Here is a 22350-nt window from a genome sequence, read left to right on the forward strand (position 1 = left end):
AGCCTCGTGTCAGAGACCGAAGCCGCCCCGTCCGCGGCGGCGCAGGTACTTCTCGAACTCGGCCGCGATGGCGTCACCGTCGATCTTGGCCATGGCGTCGTTGATGTCGACCTCGGCATCGCCGCGCTCCTCGAGCGAGCGCACGTACTCGGCGATCTCCTCGTCGCCGGCGGTCATCTCGTTGACCGCGCCCTCCCACTCCTCGGCCTGCTCGGGCAGACCGCCGAGCGGCACCTCGACATCGAGGACGTCCTCGACCCGGTGTAGCAGGGCGATGATGGCCTTGGGGTTGGGCGGCTGGGAGACGTAGTGCGGCACCGCCGCCCAGAAGGAGATGGCCGGGACGCCCGCGCGCACGCACGCGTCCTGCAGCACTCCGGTAATACCGGTCGGTCCCTCGTAGCGGGTCTGCTCCAGGTTGAAGCGCTCCGCGGCTTCCTTGTTGTAAGCGGTCCCGGTGACCGGAACCGGCCGGGTGTGCGGGGTGTCGGCCAGCAGCGCGCCCAGGATCACCACCGTGGACACCCCGAGCTGCTCGACGAATTCGAGGATGTCGTTGCAGAAGCTGCGCCAGCGCATATTCGGCTCGACGCCCCGCAGGAGCACGACGTCCCGATCGCTGCCCGGGGGCGAGCAGACCGACAGCATGGCCGCGGGCCACTGGATCTCGCGGGTCACCCCGTCCACCTGCCGGACCGTCGGCCGGTTCACCTGATAGTCGTAATAGTCCTCGGAGTCGAGCTCGGCCAGCGGCTGCGCGTCCCAGATCAGTTCCAGATGCTCGACCGCGCCACTGGCGGCATCGGCCGCATCGTTCCAGCCTTCGAAGGCGGCCACGAGCACCGGATCCCGCAGCGTAGGCAGGTCCGATTCGGGTGGCACCGGGGATTCACTGGCGTTCACCCGGTCAGCCTACGGTGTGCGTAGACGCAGTGTGCATGCGACGCGCAATGTAGGAGTTGGGGTAGCACCGCACACCGGCGCAGGGATTGTCGGCGTCTCCCACTACTCTTGAGTACATGTCTGTACGCAGCCGCGCCGAATTCGACACCACCCTCTTGGACACGCTCAGACGGCGTGTCGTGATCGGGGACGGTGCGATGGGCACGATGCTGCAGGCCGCGGATCTCACTCTCGACGATTTCCGCGGCCTCGAGGGATGCAACGAAATCCTCAACGACACCCGCCCCGACGTGCTGCGCCACATCCACCGGGCCTATTTCGAGGCCGGCGCCGATGCCGTCGAGACCAATACCTTCGGGTGCAACCTGCCCAACCTGGCCGATTACGACATCGCCGACCGCATTCGCGACCTGTCCGAGCGCGGCACCCGCCTCGCCCGCGAGGTGGCCGACGAGATGGGACCGTCCGCCGACGGGACTCCCCGGTACGTGCTGGGTTCCATGGGCCCGGGCACCAAGCTGCCCACCCTGGGCCACGCGCCCTACGCCGCCCTGCGCGACGCCTACAGCGAGGCCGCGCTCGGCATGCTCGACGGCGGCGCCGACGCCATCCTCATCGAGACCTGCCAGGACCTGCTGCAGGTCAAGGCCGCGGTCACCGGCAGTCACCGGGCCATGGACCAGGCCGGGCGCCGGATCCCGATCATCACGCACGTGACCATGGAGACCACCGGGACCATGCTGGTCGGCTCCGAGATCGGCGCGGCGCTGACCGCACTCGAGAAGCTCGGCATCGACATGATCGGGCTGAACTGCGCCACCGGTCCGGACGAGATGAGCGAGCATCTGCGGCATCTGTCCAAGCACGCGCAGCTGCCGGTGTCGGTCATGCCGAACGCCGGTCTGCCGATCCTGGGTGCGAACGGCGCGGAGTACCCGCTGACGCCGGAGGAGCTGGCGGTCGCACTGAGCCAGTTCGTGTCCGAGTTCGGGTTGTCGCTGGTCGGCGGCTGCTGTGGCACCACGCCCGAGCACATCCGGCAGGTGGCCGAGGCGGTGCGCGAGGTCCAGCAGGCCAAGCGGGATCCGGTGCACGAGCCGAGCGTGTCGTCGATCTACAGCTCGGTGCCGTTCGAGCAGGACGCCTCGGTCCTGATGATCGGTGAGCGCACGAATGCCAACGGCTCCAAGGCTTTCCGGGACGCCATGCTGGCCGGCGACTGGCAGAAGTGCCTGGACATCGCCAAGGACCAGACCCGCGACGGCGCCCACATGCTGGACCTGTGCGTGGACTACGTGGGCCGCGACGGCGCCGCCGATATGACCGAGCTGGCCTCCCGGCTGGCGACCGCGTCCACCCTGCCGATCATGCTGGACTCCACCGAAACCCCGGTGCTGAAGGCCGGTTTGGAGCACCTGGGCGGGCGCTGCGCCATCAACTCGGTGAACTACGAGGACGGTGCGGGGCCGGATTCGCGGTTCCAGCAGACCATGGCGCTGGTCGCCGAACATGGTGCGGCCGTGGTGGCGCTGACCATCGACGAGGAGGGCCAGGCGCGCACCGCCGAGAAGAAGGTGGAGATCGCCGAGCGCCTCATCGCCGACATCACCGGCAACTGGGGGCTCGACGAGTCCGACATCATCATCGACACGCTGACCTTCACCCTGGGCACCGGCCAGGAGGAGTCGCGACGCGACGGCCTCGAAACCATCGAGGCCATCCGCGAACTCAAGAAGCGGCACCCGGATGTGCAGACCACGCTGGGTCTTTCGAACATCTCCTTCGGCCTGAACGCGGCCGCGCGGCAGGTGCTCAACTCGGTGTTCATGAACGAATGCGTCGAGGCGGGCCTGGACTCGGCCATCGTGCACGCCTCGAAGATCCTGCCCATGGCACGGATTCCGGAGGAGCAGCGGCAAACGGCGCTGGATCTGGTCTACGACCGGCGCACCGAGGACTACGACCCGCTGCAGAAGCTGATGGCGCTGTTCGAGGGCGTGTCGGCGGCCTCGTCGAAGGCGTCGCGGGCCGAGGAACTGGCGGCGCTGCCGCTGTTCGAGCGGCTCGAGCGGCGCATCGTGGACGGCGAGAAGGCCGGTATGGACGCCGATCTGGATGCCGCGATGGCCGAGGTGCCGCCACTGCAGATCATCAACGAGACGCTGCTGGCGGGCATGAAAACCGTTGGCGAGCTGTTCGGTTCGGGGCAGATGCAGCTGCCGTTCGTGCTGCAGTCCGCCGAGACCATGAAGACCGCGGTCGCCTACCTGGAACCGCACATGGAGGCCACCGACGATTCCGGCAAGGGCCGCATCGTGCTGGCCACCGTCAAGGGCGACGTGCACGACATCGGCAAGAACCTGGTGGACATCATTCTGTCCAACAATGGCTACGAGGTCGTGAATCTCGGTATCAAGCAACCGATTTCGACGATCCTGGATGCCGCCGTGGACAAGAAGGCCGATGTCATCGGCATGTCCGGGCTGCTGGTGAAATCCACCGTGGTCATGAAGGAGAACCTCGAGGAGCTCAACAGCCGCGGTGTCGCGGAACAGTTCCCGGTGCTCCTGGGCGGCGCGGCGCTGACCCGCGCGTACGTGGAGAACGACCTCACCGCGGTCTACGACGGCGAGGTGCACTACGCGCGTGACGCCTTCGAGGGTCTGCGGCTCATGGACGAGATCATGACCTTCAAGCGCGGCGGCGCGGCCGACCCGGATTCTCCGGAGGCGCTCGCCGCCCGCGAGAAGGTCGCCGAGCGCAAGGCCCGCCACGAGCGGTCCAAGCGGATCGCCGAGCAGCGCAAGGCCGCCGAGGTGCCGGTCGAGGTGCCCGAGCGCTCGGATGTGGCCGCGGAGCTGCCGGTGCCGACGCCGCCGTTCTGGGGTTCGCGCATCGTGAAGGGCCTGTCGGTCAACGAGTACTCGAGCCTGCTCGACGAGCGGGCGCTGTTCCTGGGCCAGTGGGGCCTGCGCGGCCAGCGCGGCGGCGAGGGACCTTCGTACGAGGAGCTGGTGGAGACCGAAGGCCGTCCGCGTCTGCGGTACTGGCTGGATCGGCTGACCGCCGAGGGCGTGCTGCAGCACGCCGCGGTGGTGTACGGCTATTTCCCGGCCGTGTCCGAGGGCGACGATGTGATTGTTCTCACCGAGCCGAATCCCGATGCGCCGGAACGCTTCCGGTTCACATTCCCGCGTCAGCAACGCGACCGGTTCCTCTGCATCGCCGATTTCATTCGCTCACGCGAGTACGCGAAGCAGACCGGTCAGGTGGATGTGCTGCCGTTCCAGCTGGTCACCATGGGTAAGCCGATTGCCGACTTCGCCAATGTGCTGTTCGCGGGCGACAATTACCGCGACTATCTCGAGGTGCACGGCATCGGCGTGCAACTGACCGAGGCACTAGCCGAGTTTTGGCACCGCCGGATTCGGGAAGAGCTCACACTGGAAGGACATTCGGTCGCCGACGAGGATCCCGCCGATGTGTTGGATTACTTCAAACTCGGATACCGTGGCGCGCGGTACTCGTTCGGCTATGGTGCCTGCCCGGATCTCGAGGATCGGGCCAAACTCGTGGAGCTGCTGGACGCCGGCCGGATCGGAGTGATGCTGTCGGAGGAGTTGCAACTGCATCCGGAGCAGTCCACGGATGCGTTCGTGCTGCTGCATCCGGAAGCCAAGTACTTCAACGCTTAAGATTTTCACCAGATTTCCGGGCTTCGCGCAGAGTTGCAGGGGTGCTCGGCGCGAAAGCCAGCAGGAGGGGCACAACCACATGAGCGCAGACCGGCTGATTGCGGGGCGGTACCGGCTAACGGATCCGATCGGCACCGGTGCTATGGGGGTCGTGTGGCGCGCGACCGATGTTCGGCTGCGGCGCACGGTCGCGGTCAAGCAATTGCTGCTGACACCGGGGCTGACCCGGTCGCAGGCCGTCGAGGCCAGGATGCGGGCGATGCGTGAGGGGCGCATCGCGGCGCGACTGCATCATCCCAACGCCGTCACCGTGTTCGACGTGGCGGAGGAGGACGGCCAGCCCTGGCTCGTCATGGAATACGTGGATGCCGTCAGCCTGGCGGCGCTCATGCGGGAGAAGGGCAAGCTCGAGCCGGTCGAGGTGGCGCGGATCGGGGCCAAGGTGGCCGAGGCGCTGGCCGCGGCCCACAAGGCCGGGATCGTGCACCGGGATGTCAAGCCCGCCAATATCCTGGTGGCCGACGACGGGACGGTGAAGATCACCGACTTCGGCATCTCGCGGGCCACCGGGGACGTGACTGTCACCTCCACGGGGTTCCTGGCGGGCACGCCCGCCTACCTGTCGCCGGAGGTGGCGCGGGGCGAGAACCCGGAGCCCACCTCCGACGTGTTCGCCCTGGGCTCAACGCTTTACGCGGCGGTCGAGGGGAAGCCGCCCTTCGGTGAGGGCGACAACCCCCTGGCGGTGCTGCATTCGGTGGCGCGCGCCCAGGTGCCGCCGCCGACCCATGCCGCGGCGCTCGCGCCGGTGCTGATGGACCTGCTCGCGGCCGAGGGCGCGGACCGGCCGACCATGGTGCAGGCCGCGGAACGGCTGCAGGCGGTGGCGGAGGGGCGGGCCCCGGCCGTGCCGATCCAGCAGACCAAGGTGCTGCCCGCGATGAGTGCCGCTGCCGCCGTGGACGGTTCGGCCGCTACGACGGTGATGTCGACCTCGCGCAGCGGCGCGCCCAGCAATGCCACCGACGCCACCGTGCATGTTGATATGGCCGCGCATGCGTCGCCGCCGCGCGGGACGGTGCCGGGCCCGCCGCCGCCGGGCGCGACCGGGGGAGCGAAAACCGGTGGCGCGGACCGGAATCCGCGGCGGCTGGTGCTGGCGGCGGCCGGCGTGGTGGCCGCGCTCGTGGTGGCCGTCGTGATCGCCGTGTCGTTCAGTCACAACAGCGGTGGCGGCAACCAGCCGCTGGCGAGCAACGGCGGCTCGGTCGGCGCGGGGGCCTCGCCGATTCCGGCGACCTCCCCGGACAATATGGGCCAGGCCGACGGCGGCACGCAGCCCACGCACACCGGCGAGGCGGGTGCGGCCACCCACGCCCCGACCACCACGCCCGCGCCGACTTCGTCGGTGGCGCCCACCTCCTCGGCCCGGCCGAGCACGACCACCGTGCCGCCGTCCTCGACGACACCGTTCGGCCCGCCGCCGGCGACCTCGGTGACCTCGTTCATCCAGGGCTACTACGGCATGCTCCCCGGCAATGTGGGCGGTGCGTGGTCGATGCTGTCGCCCGGCTACCAGTCCTCCACGGGCGGCTACAACGCGTACGCGCAGTTCTGGGGCGGCATCTCGTCGGTGAGCGTGGGCGCGATCACGCCCAACGGCGACAACCGGGCGGTGGTGGCGCTGACCTACGTGCTCAAGAACGGGCAGGTGTCCACCGAGAACCGGTGGATCCAGGTCGACTCCTCGACCGGGCACCTGATGATCGCGGCCTCGGGTCTGTGATCGGTCCCCGATAGGCTGAACCGGCTCCGCCCCGCGGCGGAGCCGGTTTTTGGTTCAGGTGGTGTGGAAGGAGTGCGAGTCGGTGGCGCGGTTGGACGCGGTGTTGTGGGACATGGACGGAACGCTGCTGGACTCGGAAAAGCTCTGGGACATGGCATTGCGCGAACTGGCAGGCGAGTACGGGCGGGCGCTGACCGACACGGTCCGGCACGCGCTGATCGGTGCGTCCGGCCCGAACGCCTTCCGGATTCTGTTCGAGGGCTTGGGTATCGAGCACACCCCCGAGGCGGTCGCCACGGCCTCGGACTGGATGGAGCGACGGGTCACCGAACTGTTCCACGGCCCGGTGCCCTGGCGTCCCGGCGCGCGTGAAGCGCTGGAAATGGTGCAGGCCGCAGGCATTCCGATGGCCCTGGTCACCAACACCAAGCGGTCGCTGACGGAGTACGGCCTGAACACCATCGGCCGCGAGTTCTTCGGCGCCACCGTCTGCGCCGACGAGGTGCCCCACGGCAAGCCCGCCCCGGACGTCTACCTCCGAGCCGCCGAACTTCTCGGCGTCGCGCCGGAAAACGCGGTCGCCATCGAGGATTCGCCCACCGGCTCGATCGCCGCCCAGGCCGCCGGCTGCGCGCTCCTGGTGGTGCCGTGCGAGGTCGCGGTCCCGGACGCCCCGGGCCGAACCTTCCGGGAGAGCCTGGTCGGGTTGACCATGACCGACCTCGGCGATCTCGTCCCCGCCGGAATCGGCTGACTCCGAACACCATGACCCCGCCGGGGTTCCCATTCGTCCAAGGCTGCGGGCTATTCGTCGCCTAGCCTGCGGGTATGGAGAGCGTCCTGGAGTTGCTGCGGGGTGTGTGCACCGGGCTGCCCGAGGTGGCCGAGCGGGTCAGTCACGGGGAGCCGTGCTGGTTCGCGGGCGGGAAGAAGATGTTCGTGATGTTCGCGGACCATCATCATGACGAGCGGGTCGGATTCTGGTGTGCGGCACCGGCGGGGGTGCAGGAGGAGTTGGTGGCCGCCGAGCCGGAGCGGTTCTTCCGGCCGCCGTATGTGGGGCATCGCGGGTGGCTCGGCGTGTATCTGGATACAGCCGTGGAGTGGGACGAGATCGGGGAGATCGTCGAGGACGCCTATCGGGTGGTGGCGGCGAAACGGCTTGTGGCGGAGCTGGATCGGCGGATGGCGTCCGAGTGAGGAGACCGGCCCGGCGGTATCGCCGGGCCGGTTCACGTTTTCCGGGGTCAGCGCAGGGGGCCGAAGAAGGTCTGGAGGTCGCGGGCCAGGTTGGCGGGGGCCTCCATGGCCGGGAAGTGCAGGCCGCGTTCGAATTCGGTCCAGTGGGCGTCGGCGGGGGCGGGGACGACGCGGCGGACGGTCTCGTCCGCGCCGAAGATGGCGAAGCCCTGGGGGACCGACGGGGGAGTGCCCCATTCGGTGGAGTGGGACTGCTCGTAGAGGGTGTGGGCGGCCGACGCGCCGGAGCCGGTGAACCAGTAGAGGCTGACGGTGGTGAGCAGTTGGTCGCGGTCGATGGGGAGGTCGGTCCACGCATCGAATTTCTCGGCGATCCAGGCCAATTGGAGCAGGGGGGAGTCGACCAGGCCGTAGCCGATGGTCTGGGGGCGGGAATTCTGGATGGCCAGGTAGCCGGAACCCTCGCGGCGGAAGGCGTCCATCCGATCCAGAATGACCTTGTCGATCGGGTCGTTGGGGTCGAGGCCGTCGGCCAAACCGGGCAGGAAGGTGGCGACATTGGCGGCGGTGAGCGGGTCGGTGACCACATGGACGCCGGTGACGTGCTCGGGGTCCAGGGCCGCGACCAGGCCCGAGACGCCGCTGCCGACATCGCCGCCGTGCACGCCGTAGCGGTCGTAACCCAGGCGGGCCATGAGCTCGATCCACGCGCGGGCGGCGCGGGCCATGGTCCAGCCGACGGCGCTCAGCGGCGTGGACAGGGTGTAGCCGGGCAGGGACGGGGCGATCACATGGAAGGCCGGGCCCTCGGCCGGGTCGGTGAGCAGGCCGATCAGGCCCATGAACTCGGCGATCGAGCTGGGGAATCCGTGGGTGATCAGCAGCGGCCGGGCATCGGGGCGCTCGGAGCGGACATGCAGGAAGTGGATGTGCTGGCCGTCGATCTCGGTGGTGAACTGGGGGAAGGCATTGAGCTTGGCTTCCTGTGCGCGCCAATCGAATTCGGTGCGCCAATAGTCGGCCAGCTCGTGCAGGGCGGTTTCGGGGATGCCGCGCTCCCAGCCGGTGCCGGGCAGCTGGGCGGCCCAGCGGGCGCGGTCCAGGCGGTCGTGCAGATAGTCCAGGTCGGACTGGGGAACGTCGAGGGTGAAGGGGCGAATCTCGGTGCTCATCAGGCTGTTCCGTTCACTAGGGAGAACCTCGCCGGAGGCTCTTCATCTTCGGCTCGACACCACGGTATGGACTATTGAGGAACAGTTCGTTCCGCAATTCGCGGATACCATCGAGAAATGTTGGAAACCTCCGCCCGCCTGCTGCGGCTGCTGTCGCTGCTGCAATCCCGGCGCGACTGGACCGGGGCCGAACTCGCCACACGGCTCGAGGTCACCCCGCGCACGATCCGCAAGGACATGGATCGGCTGCGCGAACTCGGCTATCCGGTGGAAGCGCGGCCCGGCGTGGACGGGGGATACCGGCTCGGGACCGGTGGCGCGCTGCCGCCGCTGCTGCTCGACGATGACGAGGCCGTCGCGGTGGCCGTCGGATTACGCACCGCCGCAAGCGGTTCGGTTCTCGGCATCGAGGAGACATCGCTGCGCGCGCTCACCAAGCTGCAGCAGATCCTGCCGTCACGGCTGCGGCATCGGGTCAGTGCCTTCCACAACGCATTGCCGGTTCCGATGCGCGGGCCCCGGGTCAGCGCCGACGCGCTGACCGCCATCGCCGCCGCGTGCCGCGACCACGAACGCCTGCGGTTCGACTATCGGACCCACTCGGGCGCATCCTCCCGGCGTGTGGTCGAGCCGTACCGTGTCGTCAACCACCGCCAGCGCTGGTACCTGCTGGCCTGGGATCTCGACCGCGTTGACTGGCGCACCTTCCGCGTCGACCGCATGGACCCGCGCCCACCGGCCGGACCGCGGTTCACCCCGCGCCCCCTGCCACCCGACCCCGAGATCGCGTCCTACGTCGAACGCGGAATCGGCTCGGCGACGTGGCATTTCCGCGCCCGCGTGATCGTGCACGCCCCCGCCGCTCATGTCCGCGCCCGCATCCCGATCCCCATCGACATCGAGGAACTCGGTGACAACCGCTGCGCCTTCGAACCCGGCTCCGACCACCCGGAAATGCTCGCCCTCTACCTGGGTCTGCTGGACGCCGACTTCGACATCGTCGATTCCCCCGATCTGGTCGCCGCCCTGCGCACCCTGATCGACCGCTACCAGCGTGCCGTCGCCACCGCCGGCCGAGCGACCGCCCGCGACCGTGCTCACCGCCCGCGATAGTGCTCGTCCAGCACGGGCACCGGATCCAGTTCCGACACCTGATGCCCCGCATTGCAGTGATCGGTGAGATCCTTCCCGTCCCGAGCCTGCATCACCCGCAGCTCATCCACGCAATCGACCAGTGACTCGGCAACTTTCGCCGCATGCCGATACCCCGGCGCATCCCGATCGGCGACCACCCACACCCTATGCGCACCGCGCAGCCATTCGGCATGCTCCCGATGCCACCCGTTCGCCCCGCCCGCATTGCAGGTGGCGGTCAACCCGGCACGCGTGGCAGTGAGAACATCGGCCTCACCCTCGCAGACGACGATGTCGCGGCCGTCCTCCACGGCGTCGATCACCTCCGGCAAACGGAACGGAAGACGCTCGAATCCGCCGTACTCCCAACCGGTTTCGGTCCGGCGCTGCTGATAGAAGCTCTTCACATACCCCTGCCGATGCAGGGTCCGAACCCGGAACACACACCCCGCCGGACTGCCATCCGGCCACCGGTAGATATATGCCGCCACCCGCCGTGACCGTCCGATCGGCGGACCGAAGTCACGCTTGTGCACCGAAAGCGACAGTCCCGCAGCCAAAATGGCCCGATCGGCCAGCCCCGTCTCCACCGTCTCCCGCGTCGGCGACCCCCGCCGCTCCACCGGCGCGTCGAACAGGTCCCGCACCCGCAGCCCGAGCCGCTCCAGCACCTCCTCATCCGAACACCCGGCGAAACACCGGACAACCGTCCGCTGCCGCTGCAGGTTGTACACGACCCCCAGCGACGGCCGATGCCGCCGCCCATCCGCCTCGTGCACCGGACACAGGTAGGTAGTCCACTCGGTGCCGCGCCGCCCCGGCCCGGACACCCGATTCAGCGCCCGGTTGATGGTCTCCCACGATCCCTGACTGCCCATCACGCCGGTCCTCTCACTACCGGTGTACCCCGTTCAGGAGCGTTGTCAACCGTCATGAATCCGCTTGTAGCGCAACCGGAATCAACCGCCCGATGTCCGCCTCGCCCTGGCGCGGGATGGACTCGCCCGGGCGGTGGATATCGGCTGATCCGGGTGGCGTAGAGTCGCGACGGCCGATGGCGGCTGCCATGAAGCGGACGACCTGTACCGTATGAAACCTGCTGGGGCGCAGGAATGGTGAGTATTCACAATCGGAGTGGAACTCGGGCGTGTCGGGCGTTCAGCAGCAAGAATAGGCCGCATGGTTGCGGTCGGGGGTCGGGCAGACTCGTGGGAAGCCGATGCGGCGGCGGGCGGGGAGCCGGTGCCGGGAGTAGATGTCGGGAAGTATCCGCTGGACTCGCCGGGGACTGCGGCGTGGCTGGCGGCGGTGGGCGACGCGCGGGCCGAGCTGGCCGCGGATGGATGCTGCGTACTGCGCGGGTTCATCAGACCCGAGCTGCTGGATACCTTGCGCGGCGAGGGGGTGGCATTGGCTCCGCACGCGTATTACACCGTGGAGGACGTCAACGCGTACAACATTCCCCTCGATACCGATCTCCCGCCGGACCATCCGGGGCGGATCGTGCTGCACCGCGGGAACGCGTTCGTGGCAAGGGATCTCATTCCCGCCGACGCGCTGATCCAGCGGCTGTACACCGATCGCCGGTTCCAGCGGTTCGTGGCCGACTGCTTCGGGCTGACCGAGCTGCACGAGTACACCGATCCGCTGGCGGGGTTGTGCCTCAATGTGGTCGCGCCGGGAATGTCGCATCCGTGGCATTTCGATACCAACGAGTTCACCGTCAGCATGCTCACGCAGGAGCCGGACTGCGGTGGGGTGTTCGAGTACTGCCCGAACATCCGGTCGCGGGAGGCGGAGCACCTCGCGGATGTGCGGGCCGTGCTGACGGGGCAGGGGGAGCGGTTCATCCGGCGGCTGGAGTTGCGGCCGGGGGATCTGCAGCTGTTCCAGGGGAGATTCTCGTTGCACCGGGTCTCGCCCGTAGGCGGGACGGTGCAACGGCATTCGGCGATCTTCGCCTACAGCGACACCCCGGGACTGGTCGGCACCGCCGAGCGGACCCGGCAGCTGTTCGGGCGGGTACTGCCGGATCATCTGGCCGTCGGTGAGGTCCGCGGCGATCGACTGCTCGACTGAGAGGGAACAGCGCGTGCCGGTTTCGTTACACAGCTCCACCGGAAAAGCCTCGTTCGACCACATCTACGACCGCCCCGATCCACGCGAGTATTACGCGCGCATGGCCGAATTGGATTACCAGATACCGGAATTGGCCAAACCGCATTTCCAGCGATTACTCGCGGAGTATCGGTCGGCCACCGGCATCGCCACCCCCGCCGTCCTCGATATCGGCTGCTCCTACGGCGTGAACGCGGCCCTGCTGCGCCTGGACACCACCATGACCGACCTGGCCGGACGGTACCGCGGCCGCGACGCGGACGACACCGCCGCGCTCATCGACCGCGACCGGCAGCTGCTGCACACCCATGATCAGCTCCCCGGCGTCCGCTTCATCGGTATGGACGCCTCCCGCCCCGCCCTCGACTACGCCGGCGCCGCCGGCTTCCTCCAGGACGCCGTGCACGCCGACCTGGAGTCGGGCGAGCCCACCGAGGCCCAGCGTCGCACCCTCGCCGTCGCGGACCTGGTCATCTCCACCGGCTGCGTCGGCTACGTCTCCGAACGCACCCTGCTGCGGGTGGCCCGCGCCCACGGCGGAAAACTGCCCTGGATGGCGCATTTCGTGCTGCGCATGTTCTCCTTCGACCCCATCGCCGCCCATCTGGAGACCCTCGGCTATCGCACCGAACGCGCACCCGGCGTGTTCCGCCAGCGGCGCTTCGCCTCCGCGGACGAGCAGGCGCGGGTACTGAACACCCTGGCGGACAGCGGAATCGATCCCGCCGGCGCCGAATCCGACGGGTGGCTCTACGCCCAGCTGTATCTGTCCCGGCCGAAAATCAGCGTCGCGACCGAACACTGATCGCGTCCCACATCGAATTCACATCCCGGATTCACCTGAAAACTCCCCACGATTGTTACGGTGAATCGGTGGCACCAGCGAAGATCGTAATTATCGGCGGTGGTTTCGCGGGCGTCGAGTGCGCCCGATATCTGGAACGCCGAGTACGGCCCGACGAGGCGTTCGTCCAGCTCGTCTCGCCCGACGCCGGACTGCTGTATCTCCCGCTGCTGCCACAGGTCGCCTCCGGCACCCTCAACCCTCGGTCGATCTCGGTGTCCCTGCGCCGGATCCTGCGCCGCACCGAGGTGGTGCCGGGCATGGCGGTCGGGGTGGACCACGACACCCGGCGGGTCGTGGTGCGCCGATCCACCGGCCGCGAAACCGCCCTCGAGTACGACCATCTCGTCCTGGCCCCGGGCTCCATCACCCGTGTCCTCGATGTGCCCGGGCTCGAGGAACACGGCTTCGGCATGAAGACGCTCTCGGAGGCCATGTACCTGCGCGACCATGTGCTGCGGCAGCTGGACGTGGCCGCCCTGCGCGGTGGGCTGGACGGGGACCAGGAGCGGCTCAATTTCGTCACCATCGGCGCGGGCTACGCCGGGACCGAAACCGCCGCGGTCCTCAACAAGGTCTGCCACGCCGCCGCCGAGCGCTTCTTCCCCGAGACCGAACGCGGCATGGTGCGGTGGCACCTGGTCACCCACGGCGACCGCATCATGCCGGAGCTGGGCGCGCGGCTCGGCGCGGAGGCGAAAAGGATTCTGGCCGAACGCGGTATCGAACTCATCTCCGGAGCGTCGGCGGCGGAGGTGACGGCCAACGGGGTGAAACTCACCAATGGGCGATTCATCCCCTCCCGCACCGTGCTGTGGACCGCCGGCGTCACCCCGAGCCCGCTGGCCGGGCACCTCGGCGCGGAAACCGACAAGGGACGCATCATCGCGCACGCCGACCTCTCTGTTCCCGGGCTGGATGGCGTGTGGGCCATGGGTGACGCCGCCGCGGTGCCTGATTTGACCGACGGCGTCGACAAGGTGTGCGCGCCCACCGCCCAGCACGCCATGCGCCAGGGCCGGCACCTGGGCAAGAACCTGCTGGCGACCCTGCGTGGCGGACGATCCGAACCCTACCGGCATCCGGATCTCGGCATGGTGGTCGACCTCGGCGGCCGCGACGCGCTGGCACGCCCGCTCGGCATCGGATTGCGTGGTGTCCCAGCCCAATTCGTGGCACGCAGCTACCACCTGATGGCGCTGCGCACGGTCGTCGCCCGCGCCCGCGTGGCCTTCGACTGGACCGTGCACGGCCTCAGCGGCGACGACTTCCTGCGCATCGGCTACGGCGACTACACGACTCACACCATCGGCGGATTCGAGCAGTCGGGCTGCTATCTGCAGGCCGACGAGGTGCCGCAGGCGCTGAAGGGGATCGGCGATCCTGGGTGACTCCGGAACCCGCATGAAAACTATTGTGGCGCAGTAAATCCACATCCGGTCCGGACCGTGTGGTTTCGGGCGAAAGCCTGGCGCTCGGACGGTTTCGATGACAAGAATGGGTGCTGTGACCGCCAGGGGGATGGTCACGCGTGTGCAAATGCCAGGTTGCCCCTATCCGACGACCCCACGAGGACACCCCTTGAGCGACAGCACCTTCGCCTTCGACGAGCAGCTGCCCCGCGTCCCGCTGCCCACCCTGGAGGAGAGCTGCACCCGCTTCCTGCACTGGTGCGCGCCCCTGCTGACCTCCGACGAGTACGCCGCCACCGCGGCCGCCGTCGAGGATCTGCTGCGCCCCGACAGCACCGCCCGCACCCTGCACGCCGATCTGCAGCGGTTCGACCAGACCCCGGGCGTGCGCAGCTGGCTCGACGAGTTCTGGCCCTCCCGCTACCTGGGCCGCCGCGACCGGATCGCGTTGAATGCGAACTTCTTCTTCCTGTTCCGGGACGACACCGCCCTCGCCTCCTCGACCAGCGCCGACCAGAGCGAGCGCGCCGCCGCCCTCGTCGCCGCGACCGTCGGCTACAAGCTGCGCCTGGACAAGGAGGAGATCCCGCCCGCCACCCAGCGCGGCACGCGACTCAACATGGCGCAGAACAAGTTCCTGTTCTCCGAGACGCGCATACCGGACGCGCCCCAGGACACCGTGCGGGTGCCCTACAGCGATGCCTGGCCCGGACCCTCGGACGCCCGCCACATCGTGGTCTTCTACCGCGGCACCATGTTCCGCATGGACGTCATCGGCCCCGGCGGCGTCCCCTACACCCCCGAGGACCTCGCCGACGGCCTGCGCGCCGTCATGAAGGCCGGTGCGCGCCGCGCCGCCACCAACACCTCGCCCGGGCACCTCACCACCCTCGCCCGCGCAGACTGGGCGCCGGTCTACGCGGCCCTGCGGCCCGCCAATGCCGCCGCCTTCGACACCATCGAGACCGCGCTGTTCTGCGTCTGCCTCGAGGACTTCGCGCCCCGCGACACCCTGCACGCCTGCGACCAGCTGCTGCACGGCGACAGCGGCAACCGCTGGTTCGACAAGTCGGTGTCGTTCATCGTCTTCGCCGACGGCGAGGCCGGCATCAACGTCGAGCACTGCGGCCTGGACGGCACCACCATCCTGTCCTTCGTCGACACCCTGCTCGAGGCGCCGGTGAGCGACCACGCCGAACAGTCGGGCGCGCAGGCACAGGGCCTGCCCGCCATCGAACCCGTCGAGTTCGTCCTCGGCCCGGAATCCAAGACCGAGATCGCCTCCGCCGCAGCGTCTTTCGCGCAGTACGCCGCCGAGAACGCCACCACCACGGTGTCGTTCGACTTCGGCACCAACCGCGCCAAGCGGCTGGGCATCTCCCCGGACGCCTTCGCGCAGCTGAGCTATCAGCTCGCGCACCGCCGCAGCAAGGGGCTCAACGGCGCCACCTACGAATCCATCGCCACCCGCCAGTTCCGCAACGGTCGCACCGAGGCCATGCGCGTGATCACCCAGGAGATGCTGGATTTCGTTGCCGCCATGGAGGATCCGGCCGTGGACCGGGACCGCAAACTGGTGGCCCTGCGCACCGCCGCCGAGGCACACGTGCGCCGCGCCCAGGAATGCCAGCGCGGCGAGGCTCCCGAACAGCACCTGTGGGAACTGCAGTGGATCCAGCGCCGCCGCGGCGAACAGCTCGGCGCGACGGCCCCGATGGCCTTCTACGACAGCCCCGGCTGGACCATCACCCGCGACGACTACCTGAGCACCAGCTCCGCGCCGTCGGTGAACATCCAGTACTTCGGGTTCGGCTCCACCAGCCCCAAGTGCATCGGCATCGCCTACGTGCTGCTGCCCGACCGCTGGAACCTCTACCTGGCCACGCCCAAGCACGTCGCCCAGCAGATGCACGACTTCGCCGAGCAGCTGCGCGGGGCGGTCACCGAACTCGCCGAACTGCTCACCGTATAACCGATTGCGGGGAGTGTGCGCCCATCTGAAAGAATCACTCCCCGTGAAATCTTTCGAAGCCCTGTTCGCCGAGCTGCAGGATCGTGCCGCCAACCGCCCCGAGGGGTCGGGCACCGTCGCCGCCCTGGACGCCGGCGTGCATGCGCAGGGCAAGAAGGTGCTCGAGGAAGCCGGCGAGGTCTGGATCGCGGCCGAGTACCAGAGCGATGAGGAACTCTCCGAGGAGATCTCGCAGCTGCTCTACTGGGTGCAGGTGCTGATGGTGGGCCGCGGGCTGCGGCTCGAGGACGTGTACCGACATCTGTGATGCGCCGGTGCGCCGCACGCTGTGCCCATTCAAGGGCTGGGTGCGGCGCACCGTTCCGCTCAGCCCCCTGTCGACACGTCTTCCCTCCCCGTTCCGAAAGGACCTCCCATGCTTCGCGTCGCAGTCCCCAACAAGGGCGCACTCTCCGAATCCGCCCTCGCCATCCTGTCCGAGGCGGGCTACCGCAAGCGCACCGACTCCCGTGAGCTGAGCGTGCTGGACCCGGTCAACCAGGTCGAGTTCTACTTCCTGCGGCCCAAGGACATTGCCATCTACGTCGGTTCCGGCGAACTCGACCTCGGCATCACCGGCCGCGACCTGGCCCTGGATTCCGGTGCGCCCGTGCAGGAACGGCTCGCCCTCGGCTTCGGCCGCTCCACCTTCCGCTACGCCGCCCCGGCCGGGCGCGAATGGAAGGTCGAGGACCTCTACGACAAGCGCATCGCCACCTCCTACCCGAACCTGGTGCTGACGGACCTGGCCAGGCACGGCATCGAGGCCGAGGTCATCCGCCTCGACGGCGCGGTCGAGATCTCCATCCAGCTCGGCGTCGCCGACGCCATCGCCGACGTGGTCGGCTCCGGCCGCACCCTGCGCCAGCACAACCTGGTCGCCTTCGGCGAGTCGCTGTGCTCCTCGGAGGGCGTGCTCATCGAGGCCAAGGGCGCCGACCAGCAGGACAAGGCCCGCAATCAGCTCGTCGCCCGCATCCAGGGCGTGGTCTTCGCCCAGCAGTACCTGATGCTGGACTACGACTGCCCCAAGGCGCTGCTCGAGGAGGCGGTCAAGATCACTCCCGGGCTGGAGTCGCCGACCGTGTCGCCGCTCACCGATCCCGACTGGGTCGCGGTGCGCGCGCTGGTGCCGCGCAAGAACGGCAACGAGCTCATGGACCAGCTCGCGGACCTGGGCGCCAAGGCGATCCTGGCCACCGACATCCGGTCCTGCCGCGCCTTCTGATTCCGGTCGGGTCAGGACGGGCCGGATTCCGGCTCGTCCTCGCCGGACGGGAAAGGCGGTGGGGTGCCGCCGAATTCGGGGCATAGTCGCTTGAAATCGCAGTACTCGCACAGCCAGCTCGGGCTGGGCGGGAACTCCCCGGTCTCGGCGGCGGTCACGATGGCGGCCCACAGCGCCGACAGGATCCGCTCGAAGCGCAGCAGTTCCTCCGGGTCCGGCGCGTAGGTGAGGGTGACACCGTCGGCGAGGTACATCAGCCGCAGTTCCGCCGGGGCCCGGCCCTGGGTGCGCAGCAGGACCAGGGCATAGAACTTCAGCTGGAACAGGGCCCGGGTCTCGTAGGTGAGGCCCGGGGCGCGGCCGGTCTTGTAGTCGATGACGTGCAGTTCCCCGTCGGCCGAGCGGTCGATGCGGTCCACGATGCCGCGCAACGGCGTGCCGTCGGGGAGGTCGGCCTCGATGAAGGTCTCGCACGACTCCGGATCGAAGCCGGACGGATCCTCCAGCCGGAAGTACACGCCCACCAGCTTGCGCACCTCGGCCAGGAACCCGGGCAGCTCGTCGGCCGGAATCAGCGACTCCACCTCGGGTCGAGACTCGCGCACCCCCGTCCACGCGGGTTCGACGAGAGCGGCCGCGGCCTCGGCATCCCGCTCGGTGGCGGGCAGCCCGAACAGTGCCTCCAGCACGGCGTGCACCACCGTGCCGCGCACCGCCGCCCGCGAGGGCGGTTCGGGAATCTGGTCGATGACCCGCAGCCGGTATTTCAACGGGCACTGCTTGAAATCGATTGCGCGCGAGGGGGAAAGGGCGGGGCCACGCGGAGCGAACCGCTCTGTCTCCGGGGTACTGATCACGTCAACCGACATACCTGGCAGGCTAAACGCAGGCACCGACAAGGTGCGGACGAATCCGGCGCAGCACATTCGCGGCGACGCACGACTTCACCACAACCACGCAGAACGGAGATTCATGACGGCCAGACGGACCGGCCCATTCCAGATCGGTGACCGGGTACAGCTGACCGACGCCAAGGGGCGCAAGTTCACGGTGATCCTGGAGGTGGGCAAGGAATTCCACACCCACGCCGGCCACATCAACCACGACGACCTCATCGGCGCCGACGAGGGCTGCGTGGTGAACTCCGCCAAGGGCACCCCCTACCTGGCCCTGCGCCCGCTGCTGACCGACTACGTGCTGTCCATGCCGCGCGGCGCGGCGGTCATCTACCCCAAGGACTCCGCCCAGATCGTCCACGAGGGCGACATGTTCCCCGGCGCGAAGGTCCTGGAGGCCGGCGCCGGCTCGGGCGCGCTGACCTGCTCGCTGCTGCGCGCGGTCGGCCCCGAGGGCAAGGTCATCTCCTGGGAGATCCGCGACGACCACGCCGAGCACGCGGTCAAGAATGTCGAGCGCTTCTTCGGCGAACGCCCCGCCAACTGGGAACTCACCCTCGGTGACGTGGCGGACTACGCCGGCGAACAGGTCGACCGTGTCGTCCTCGACATGCTCAAGCCGTGGGACGCGCTCGAGGCCGTCTCCAAGGCCCTCATCCCCGGTGGCGTCTTCCTCGCCTACGTGGCCACCACGACCCAGCTCTCCGAGGTGGTCGAGGCGCTGCGCCGCCAGGGCTGCTGGACCGAGCCCACCGCCTGGGAATCCATGGTCCGCCCCTGGCACGTGGTCGGCCTCGCGGTGCGCCCCGAACACCGCATGCAGGGCCACACCGCCTTCCTGGTCAAGGCCCGCCGCCTCGCCGACGGCGTCACCGCCCCCAAGCCCCAGCGCCGCCCGTCCAAGGGCTAGCGCGCCGGGAGGATATGTCTCGACGCCGGAACCGGCCCCGAAACGAACGCGCCCCTGCCACGGAACGGCGGGGGCGCGTTCGTCGTATTCAGCCGATCGCGAAGCGGTTTCTCCGCGTCAGCAGGGCGCCTTGCCCATGGCCAGGATGGTGCAGCCGGTGTTCTCCGACAGCTGCCAGCCCGCGTCGGTGTGCTGCCAGCTCATGGGCACGCCGGGCATGGTGCCGTGCGGGGAGACGATGGCGACCGAGGCATTGGCGGTGTCGCTGTTGGCCTGCACGCCCGAGACCGTCCAGCCGATGCTGCCGTAGTTGGCCAGGCCCCGGTTCATGGTCTCGATGTTCGAGGTGCGCGCACCGCCGTTGACCATCAGGTTCGCCTTGTCGGCGGCGGGCACGGCCGGGTCGGTGAAGCGGGTCAGCGTCGACTGCAACTCGTCGGCGGAGGGCGCGGGGGTGTCGGCGCCGGCGAGGCCCGCACCCGAGGTGAGGGCGACAGCGGCCGCGGCGACGGCCAGGGACAGGCGAACGGAACGAGCGAGCATGAACGAACGGGCCTTTCGGGACTCGAGGGGGTGGTGGTTACTGGCAGGCCGCGCGGGCCATGCCGAGGATGGTGCAGGCGCCGGCATCGGAGAGCTTCCACGCGCCGTCGCTGTACTGGAAGGTCATCGGGACGTCCGGCATGGTGCCGTGCGGCGAGGTCACCGACACCTTCGCGTCGGCCTTGGTCCCGTCCTGCTTGATCTCACCGACGGTGAACCCGACCTGGTAATGCGCCAGTCCCTGGTTCATTGTGTCGATATTTCCGAGACGTTTGTCGCCGTCGACGACTAGTTTGGCCTTGTCGGCAGCCGGCTTCGCCGGGTCGGCGAAGGCCGTGAGCACGCCCTGCAGGGCGTCCGCGGTCGGCGCGGGCGCGGCGGCGGTGGCCGACACGGTGGTGGTCGAGGACGAAGAACCCTTGTCGTCGGAGCCGCAGCCGGTCACAGTTGCCGTAACGGCCGCGAAGGCCGCGACGGTAGCCACGGAAACACGAAGCGTCCGCGTGACGTTGCGCATACCAGGAGTACGACTGGTGGGAAGGAGCATCAACGGCGCCTTTCGGCTCGGGCCGGCGATTAACTCGCCGGAAACAGGTTAGGGCAGGCTAACATGCTCGTCCGGCCTGCAGGCCGCAGCCTAGATGTGATCACGACGAAACCATGTCGGAAAGCGGGAACGGTTAGAGCCCGGTAGCGTTGATAGACCGGGACTGGGAGGAGCAGCATCATGAGCCCCATCGAACATTCGGATTCGGCCGCCTGGAGGGAACTCGAGGCAGTACGTGCCGAGGCCGCTGCACTCCGGAGGCAACTCGCCGACACGCCGGATCGCACACGGGAATTGGAAGCGCGCGTCGATTCGCTGACGATTCGCAATACCAAACTGATGGACACCTTGAAGGAAGCGCGCCAGCAACTGGTCGCTCTCCGTGAGGAAGTGGACCGCCTCGGCCAGCCACCCTCGGGCTACGGCGTCCTCATCGGCGTGTACGACGATCAGACGGTCGATGTGTTCACTTCCGGGCGCAAGATGCGGCTGACGTGTTCGCCGAATATCGACACCACCACCCTCCACTACGGGCAGACCGTGCGTCTCAACGAGGCGCTGACCGTGGTCGAGGCGGGCGGTTTCGACTCCATCGGTGAGATCGGCACGCTGCGTGAGGTTCTCGACGACGGGCGCCGCGCGCTGGTCGTCGGGCATGCCGACGAGGAGCGGGTGGTCTGGTTGTCCGGGCCGCTGTCCGCCCTGGTCGACGTGGACGACCTCGAGGATCCGGATCGTCCGATTCGCAAACTGCGGCCGGGTGATTCGCTGCTGGTCGACACCAAGGCCGGATTCGCCTTCGAGCGGATCCCCAAGGCCGAGGTCGAGGACCTGGTGCTCGAAGAGGTGCCGGATGTCGGCTACGAGGACATCGGCGGTCTCTCGCGCCAGATCGAGCAGATCCGCGACGCGGTCGAATTGCCGTTCCTGCACAAGGATCTGTTCCGCGAGTACGCGCTGCGCCCGCCCAAGGGCGTGCTGCTCTACGGTCCGCCCGGTTGCGGTAAGACGTTGATCGCCAAGGCCGTTGCCAACTCGCTCGCCAAGAAGATCGCCGAGGCGCGCGGTGAGGATGCCAAGGAAGCCAAGTCGTTCTTCCTGAACATCAAGGGCCCCGAGCTGCTCAACAAGTTCGTGGGTGAGACCGAGCGCCACATCCGGATCATCTTCCAGCGGGCCCGCGAGAAGGCGTCCGAGGGCACCCCGGTGATCGTGTTCTTCGACGAGATGGATTCGATCTTCCGCACCCGCGGTTCGGGTGTCTCCTCCGATGTGGAGACCACCGTTGTGCCGCAGCTGCTCTCGGAGATCGACGGCGTCGAGGGCCTGGAGAACGTGATCGTGATCGGCGCCTCCAACCGTGAGGACATGATCGATCCCGCGATCCTGCGGCCCGGCCGCCTGGACGTGAAGATCAAGATCGAGCGCCCGGATGCCGAAGCCGCGCAGGACATCTTCTCCAAGTACCTGACGGAGACGCTGCCGCTGCACAGCGAGGATCTGCAGGAGTTCGACGGCGATCGCGGCAAGTGCGTGCAGGCCACCATCGAACGCGTGGTGGACCGCATGTACGCCGAGTCCGAGGACAACCGCTTCCTGGAGGTCACCTACGCCAACGGTGACAAGGAGGTCCTGTACTTCAAGGACTTCAACTCCGGCGCCATGATCCAGAACATCGTTGACCGGGCCAAGAAGTACGCCATCAAGTCCGTCCTGGAAACCGGCAATCCGGGTCTGCGTATCCAGCATCTCTACGATTCGATCGTGGACGAGTTCTCCGAGAACGAGGACCTGCCCAACACCACGAATCCCGATGACTGGGCCCGCATCTCGGGTAAGAAGGGCGAGCGCATCGTCTACATCCGCACCTTGGTGACGGGGAAGAACGCCAGCGCCAGCCGCGCCATCGACACCGAGTCGAACACCGGCCAGTACCTGTAAGCCGGAAAAG

General features: G+C 68.3%; 19 protein-coding genes. 13 read left to right on the top strand and 6 right to left on the bottom strand.

What is annotated here, in order from left to right; all coding sequences use genetic code 11:
* Positions 1 to 9: 9 nt before the first annotated feature.
* Positions 10 to 903 (bottom strand): PAC2 family protein, encoded by an 894-nt coding sequence (locus tag ACFXIV_RS24990; protein WP_379400147.1) that lies wholly within the window; start codon positions 901 to 903, stop codon positions 10 to 12.
* A gap of 116 nt (positions 904 to 1019) precedes the next feature.
* Between ACFXIV_RS24990 and metH the strand changes: the two genes are divergently transcribed.
* The 4 genes from metH to ACFXIV_RS25010 all read left to right on the top strand — a co-directional run bounded on the left by metH (position 1020) and on the right by ACFXIV_RS25010 (position 7584).
* Positions 1020 to 4598: a methionine synthase gene (gene metH / locus ACFXIV_RS24995; RefSeq protein ID WP_379400146.1), complete on the top strand. Its 3579-nt coding sequence runs from the start codon at positions 1020 to 1022 to the stop codon at positions 4596 to 4598.
* 79 nt (positions 4599 to 4677) lie between these two features.
* On the top strand, positions 4678 to 6384 hold the full coding sequence (locus tag ACFXIV_RS25000; RefSeq protein WP_379400145.1) for a serine/threonine-protein kinase: 1707 nt from the start codon (positions 4678 to 4680) through the stop codon (positions 6382 to 6384).
* 82 nt (positions 6385 to 6466) lie between these two features.
* Positions 6467 to 7138, top strand: a complete 672-nt coding sequence (locus ACFXIV_RS25005) for an HAD family hydrolase (protein ID WP_379400144.1) — start codon at positions 6467 to 6469, stop codon at positions 7136 to 7138.
* Positions 7139 to 7212: 74 nt separating this feature from the next.
* The gene (locus ACFXIV_RS25010; RefSeq protein WP_379400143.1) at positions 7213 to 7584 is read left to right on the top strand and encodes an MmcQ/YjbR family DNA-binding protein; all 372 of its coding nucleotides are present in this window, start codon (positions 7213 to 7215) and stop codon (positions 7582 to 7584) included.
* Positions 7585 to 7631: 47 nt separating this feature from the next.
* Here ACFXIV_RS25010 and ACFXIV_RS25015 read toward each other — a convergent pair whose 3' ends face one another.
* The gene (locus ACFXIV_RS25015) at positions 7632 to 8756 is read right to left on the bottom strand and encodes an epoxide hydrolase family protein (RefSeq protein WP_379400142.1); all 1125 of its coding nucleotides are present in this window, start codon (positions 8754 to 8756) and stop codon (positions 7632 to 7634) included.
* Positions 8757 to 8873: 117 nt separating this feature from the next.
* Between ACFXIV_RS25015 and ACFXIV_RS25020 the strand changes: the two genes are divergently transcribed.
* Positions 8874 to 9869, top strand: a complete 996-nt coding sequence (locus tag ACFXIV_RS25020; RefSeq protein ID WP_379400141.1) for a helix-turn-helix transcriptional regulator — start codon at positions 8874 to 8876, stop codon at positions 9867 to 9869.
* Here the strand turns inward: ACFXIV_RS25020 and ACFXIV_RS25025 are convergent.
* Complete coding sequence (locus tag ACFXIV_RS25025) at positions 9854 to 10768, bottom strand: toprim domain-containing protein (protein ID WP_379400140.1); 915 nt, start codon at positions 10766 to 10768, stop codon at positions 9854 to 9856. The genes ACFXIV_RS25020 and ACFXIV_RS25025 overlap by 16 nt on opposite strands.
* 301 nt (positions 10769 to 11069) lie before the next feature.
* On the opposite strand from ACFXIV_RS25025, the gene ACFXIV_RS25030 reads away from it, so the two are divergent.
* The 6 genes from ACFXIV_RS25030 to hisG all read left to right on the top strand — a co-directional run bounded on the left by ACFXIV_RS25030 (position 11070) and on the right by hisG (position 17503).
* On the top strand, positions 11070 to 11969 hold the full coding sequence (locus tag ACFXIV_RS25030) for an arpA protein (RefSeq protein WP_379400139.1): 900 nt from the start codon (positions 11070 to 11072) through the stop codon (positions 11967 to 11969).
* Between the two features lie 13 nt (positions 11970 to 11982).
* The gene (locus tag ACFXIV_RS25035) at positions 11983 to 12813 is read left to right on the top strand and encodes a class I SAM-dependent methyltransferase (RefSeq protein ID WP_379400138.1); all 831 of its coding nucleotides are present in this window, start codon (positions 11983 to 11985) and stop codon (positions 12811 to 12813) included.
* Between the two features lie 68 nt (positions 12814 to 12881).
* Complete coding sequence (locus tag ACFXIV_RS25040; RefSeq protein ID WP_379400137.1) at positions 12882 to 14243, top strand: NAD(P)/FAD-dependent oxidoreductase; 1362 nt, start codon at positions 12882 to 12884, stop codon at positions 14241 to 14243.
* Between the two features lie 190 nt (positions 14244 to 14433).
* Complete coding sequence (locus tag ACFXIV_RS25045; RefSeq protein WP_379400136.1) at positions 14434 to 16236, top strand: choline/carnitine O-acyltransferase; 1803 nt, start codon at positions 14434 to 14436, stop codon at positions 16234 to 16236.
* Between the two features lie 43 nt (positions 16237 to 16279).
* Positions 16280 to 16543 (top strand): phosphoribosyl-ATP diphosphatase, encoded by a 264-nt coding sequence (locus tag ACFXIV_RS25050; protein ID WP_033085388.1) that lies wholly within the window; start codon positions 16280 to 16282, stop codon positions 16541 to 16543.
* Positions 16544 to 16651: 108 nt separating this feature from the next.
* Positions 16652 to 17503 carry an ATP phosphoribosyltransferase gene (gene hisG, locus ACFXIV_RS25055; RefSeq protein WP_379400135.1) on the top strand — a complete coding sequence of 284 codons (852 nt, stop codon included), beginning with the start codon at positions 16652 to 16654 and terminating at the stop codon, positions 17501 to 17503.
* 11 nt (positions 17504 to 17514) lie between these two features.
* Here the strand turns inward: hisG and ACFXIV_RS25060 are convergent, their stop codons facing one another.
* Positions 17515 to 18372 (bottom strand): RecB family exonuclease, encoded by an 858-nt coding sequence (locus tag ACFXIV_RS25060; RefSeq protein ID WP_379385968.1) that lies wholly within the window; start codon positions 18370 to 18372, stop codon positions 17515 to 17517.
* 103 nt (positions 18373 to 18475) lie between these two features.
* Between ACFXIV_RS25060 and ACFXIV_RS25065 the strand changes: the two genes are divergently transcribed.
* Positions 18476 to 19309, top strand: coding sequence for a tRNA (adenine-N1)-methyltransferase (locus ACFXIV_RS25065; protein ID WP_379385967.1), 834 nt, complete (start codon positions 18476 to 18478; stop codon positions 19307 to 19309).
* Positions 19310 to 19426: 117 nt separating this feature from the next.
* On the opposite strand, the gene ACFXIV_RS25070 is transcribed toward ACFXIV_RS25065, so the two are convergent.
* On the bottom strand, positions 19427 to 19852 hold the full coding sequence (locus tag ACFXIV_RS25070; protein ID WP_379400134.1) for a hypothetical protein: 426 nt from the start codon (positions 19850 to 19852) through the stop codon (positions 19427 to 19429).
* A 37-nt stretch (positions 19853 to 19889) separates the two neighbouring features.
* Positions 19890 to 20336 (bottom strand): hypothetical protein, encoded by a 447-nt coding sequence (locus ACFXIV_RS25075; protein WP_354832102.1) that lies wholly within the window; start codon positions 20334 to 20336, stop codon positions 19890 to 19892.
* Positions 20337 to 20579: 243 nt separating this feature from the next.
* Here ACFXIV_RS25075 and arc point away from each other — a divergent pair, with 243 nt between their 5' ends.
* A complete protein-coding gene (gene arc, locus ACFXIV_RS25080; protein ID WP_379385963.1) occupies positions 20580 to 22340 on the top strand; it encodes a proteasome ATPase in 1761 nt (586 codons plus the stop codon).
* The last annotated feature ends 10 nt before the right edge of the window (positions 22341 to 22350 follow it).

It is taken from the genome of Nocardia sp. NPDC059236, assembly GCF_042754085.1.
GTDB lineage: Bacteria > Actinomycetota > Actinomycetes > Mycobacteriales > Mycobacteriaceae > Nocardia.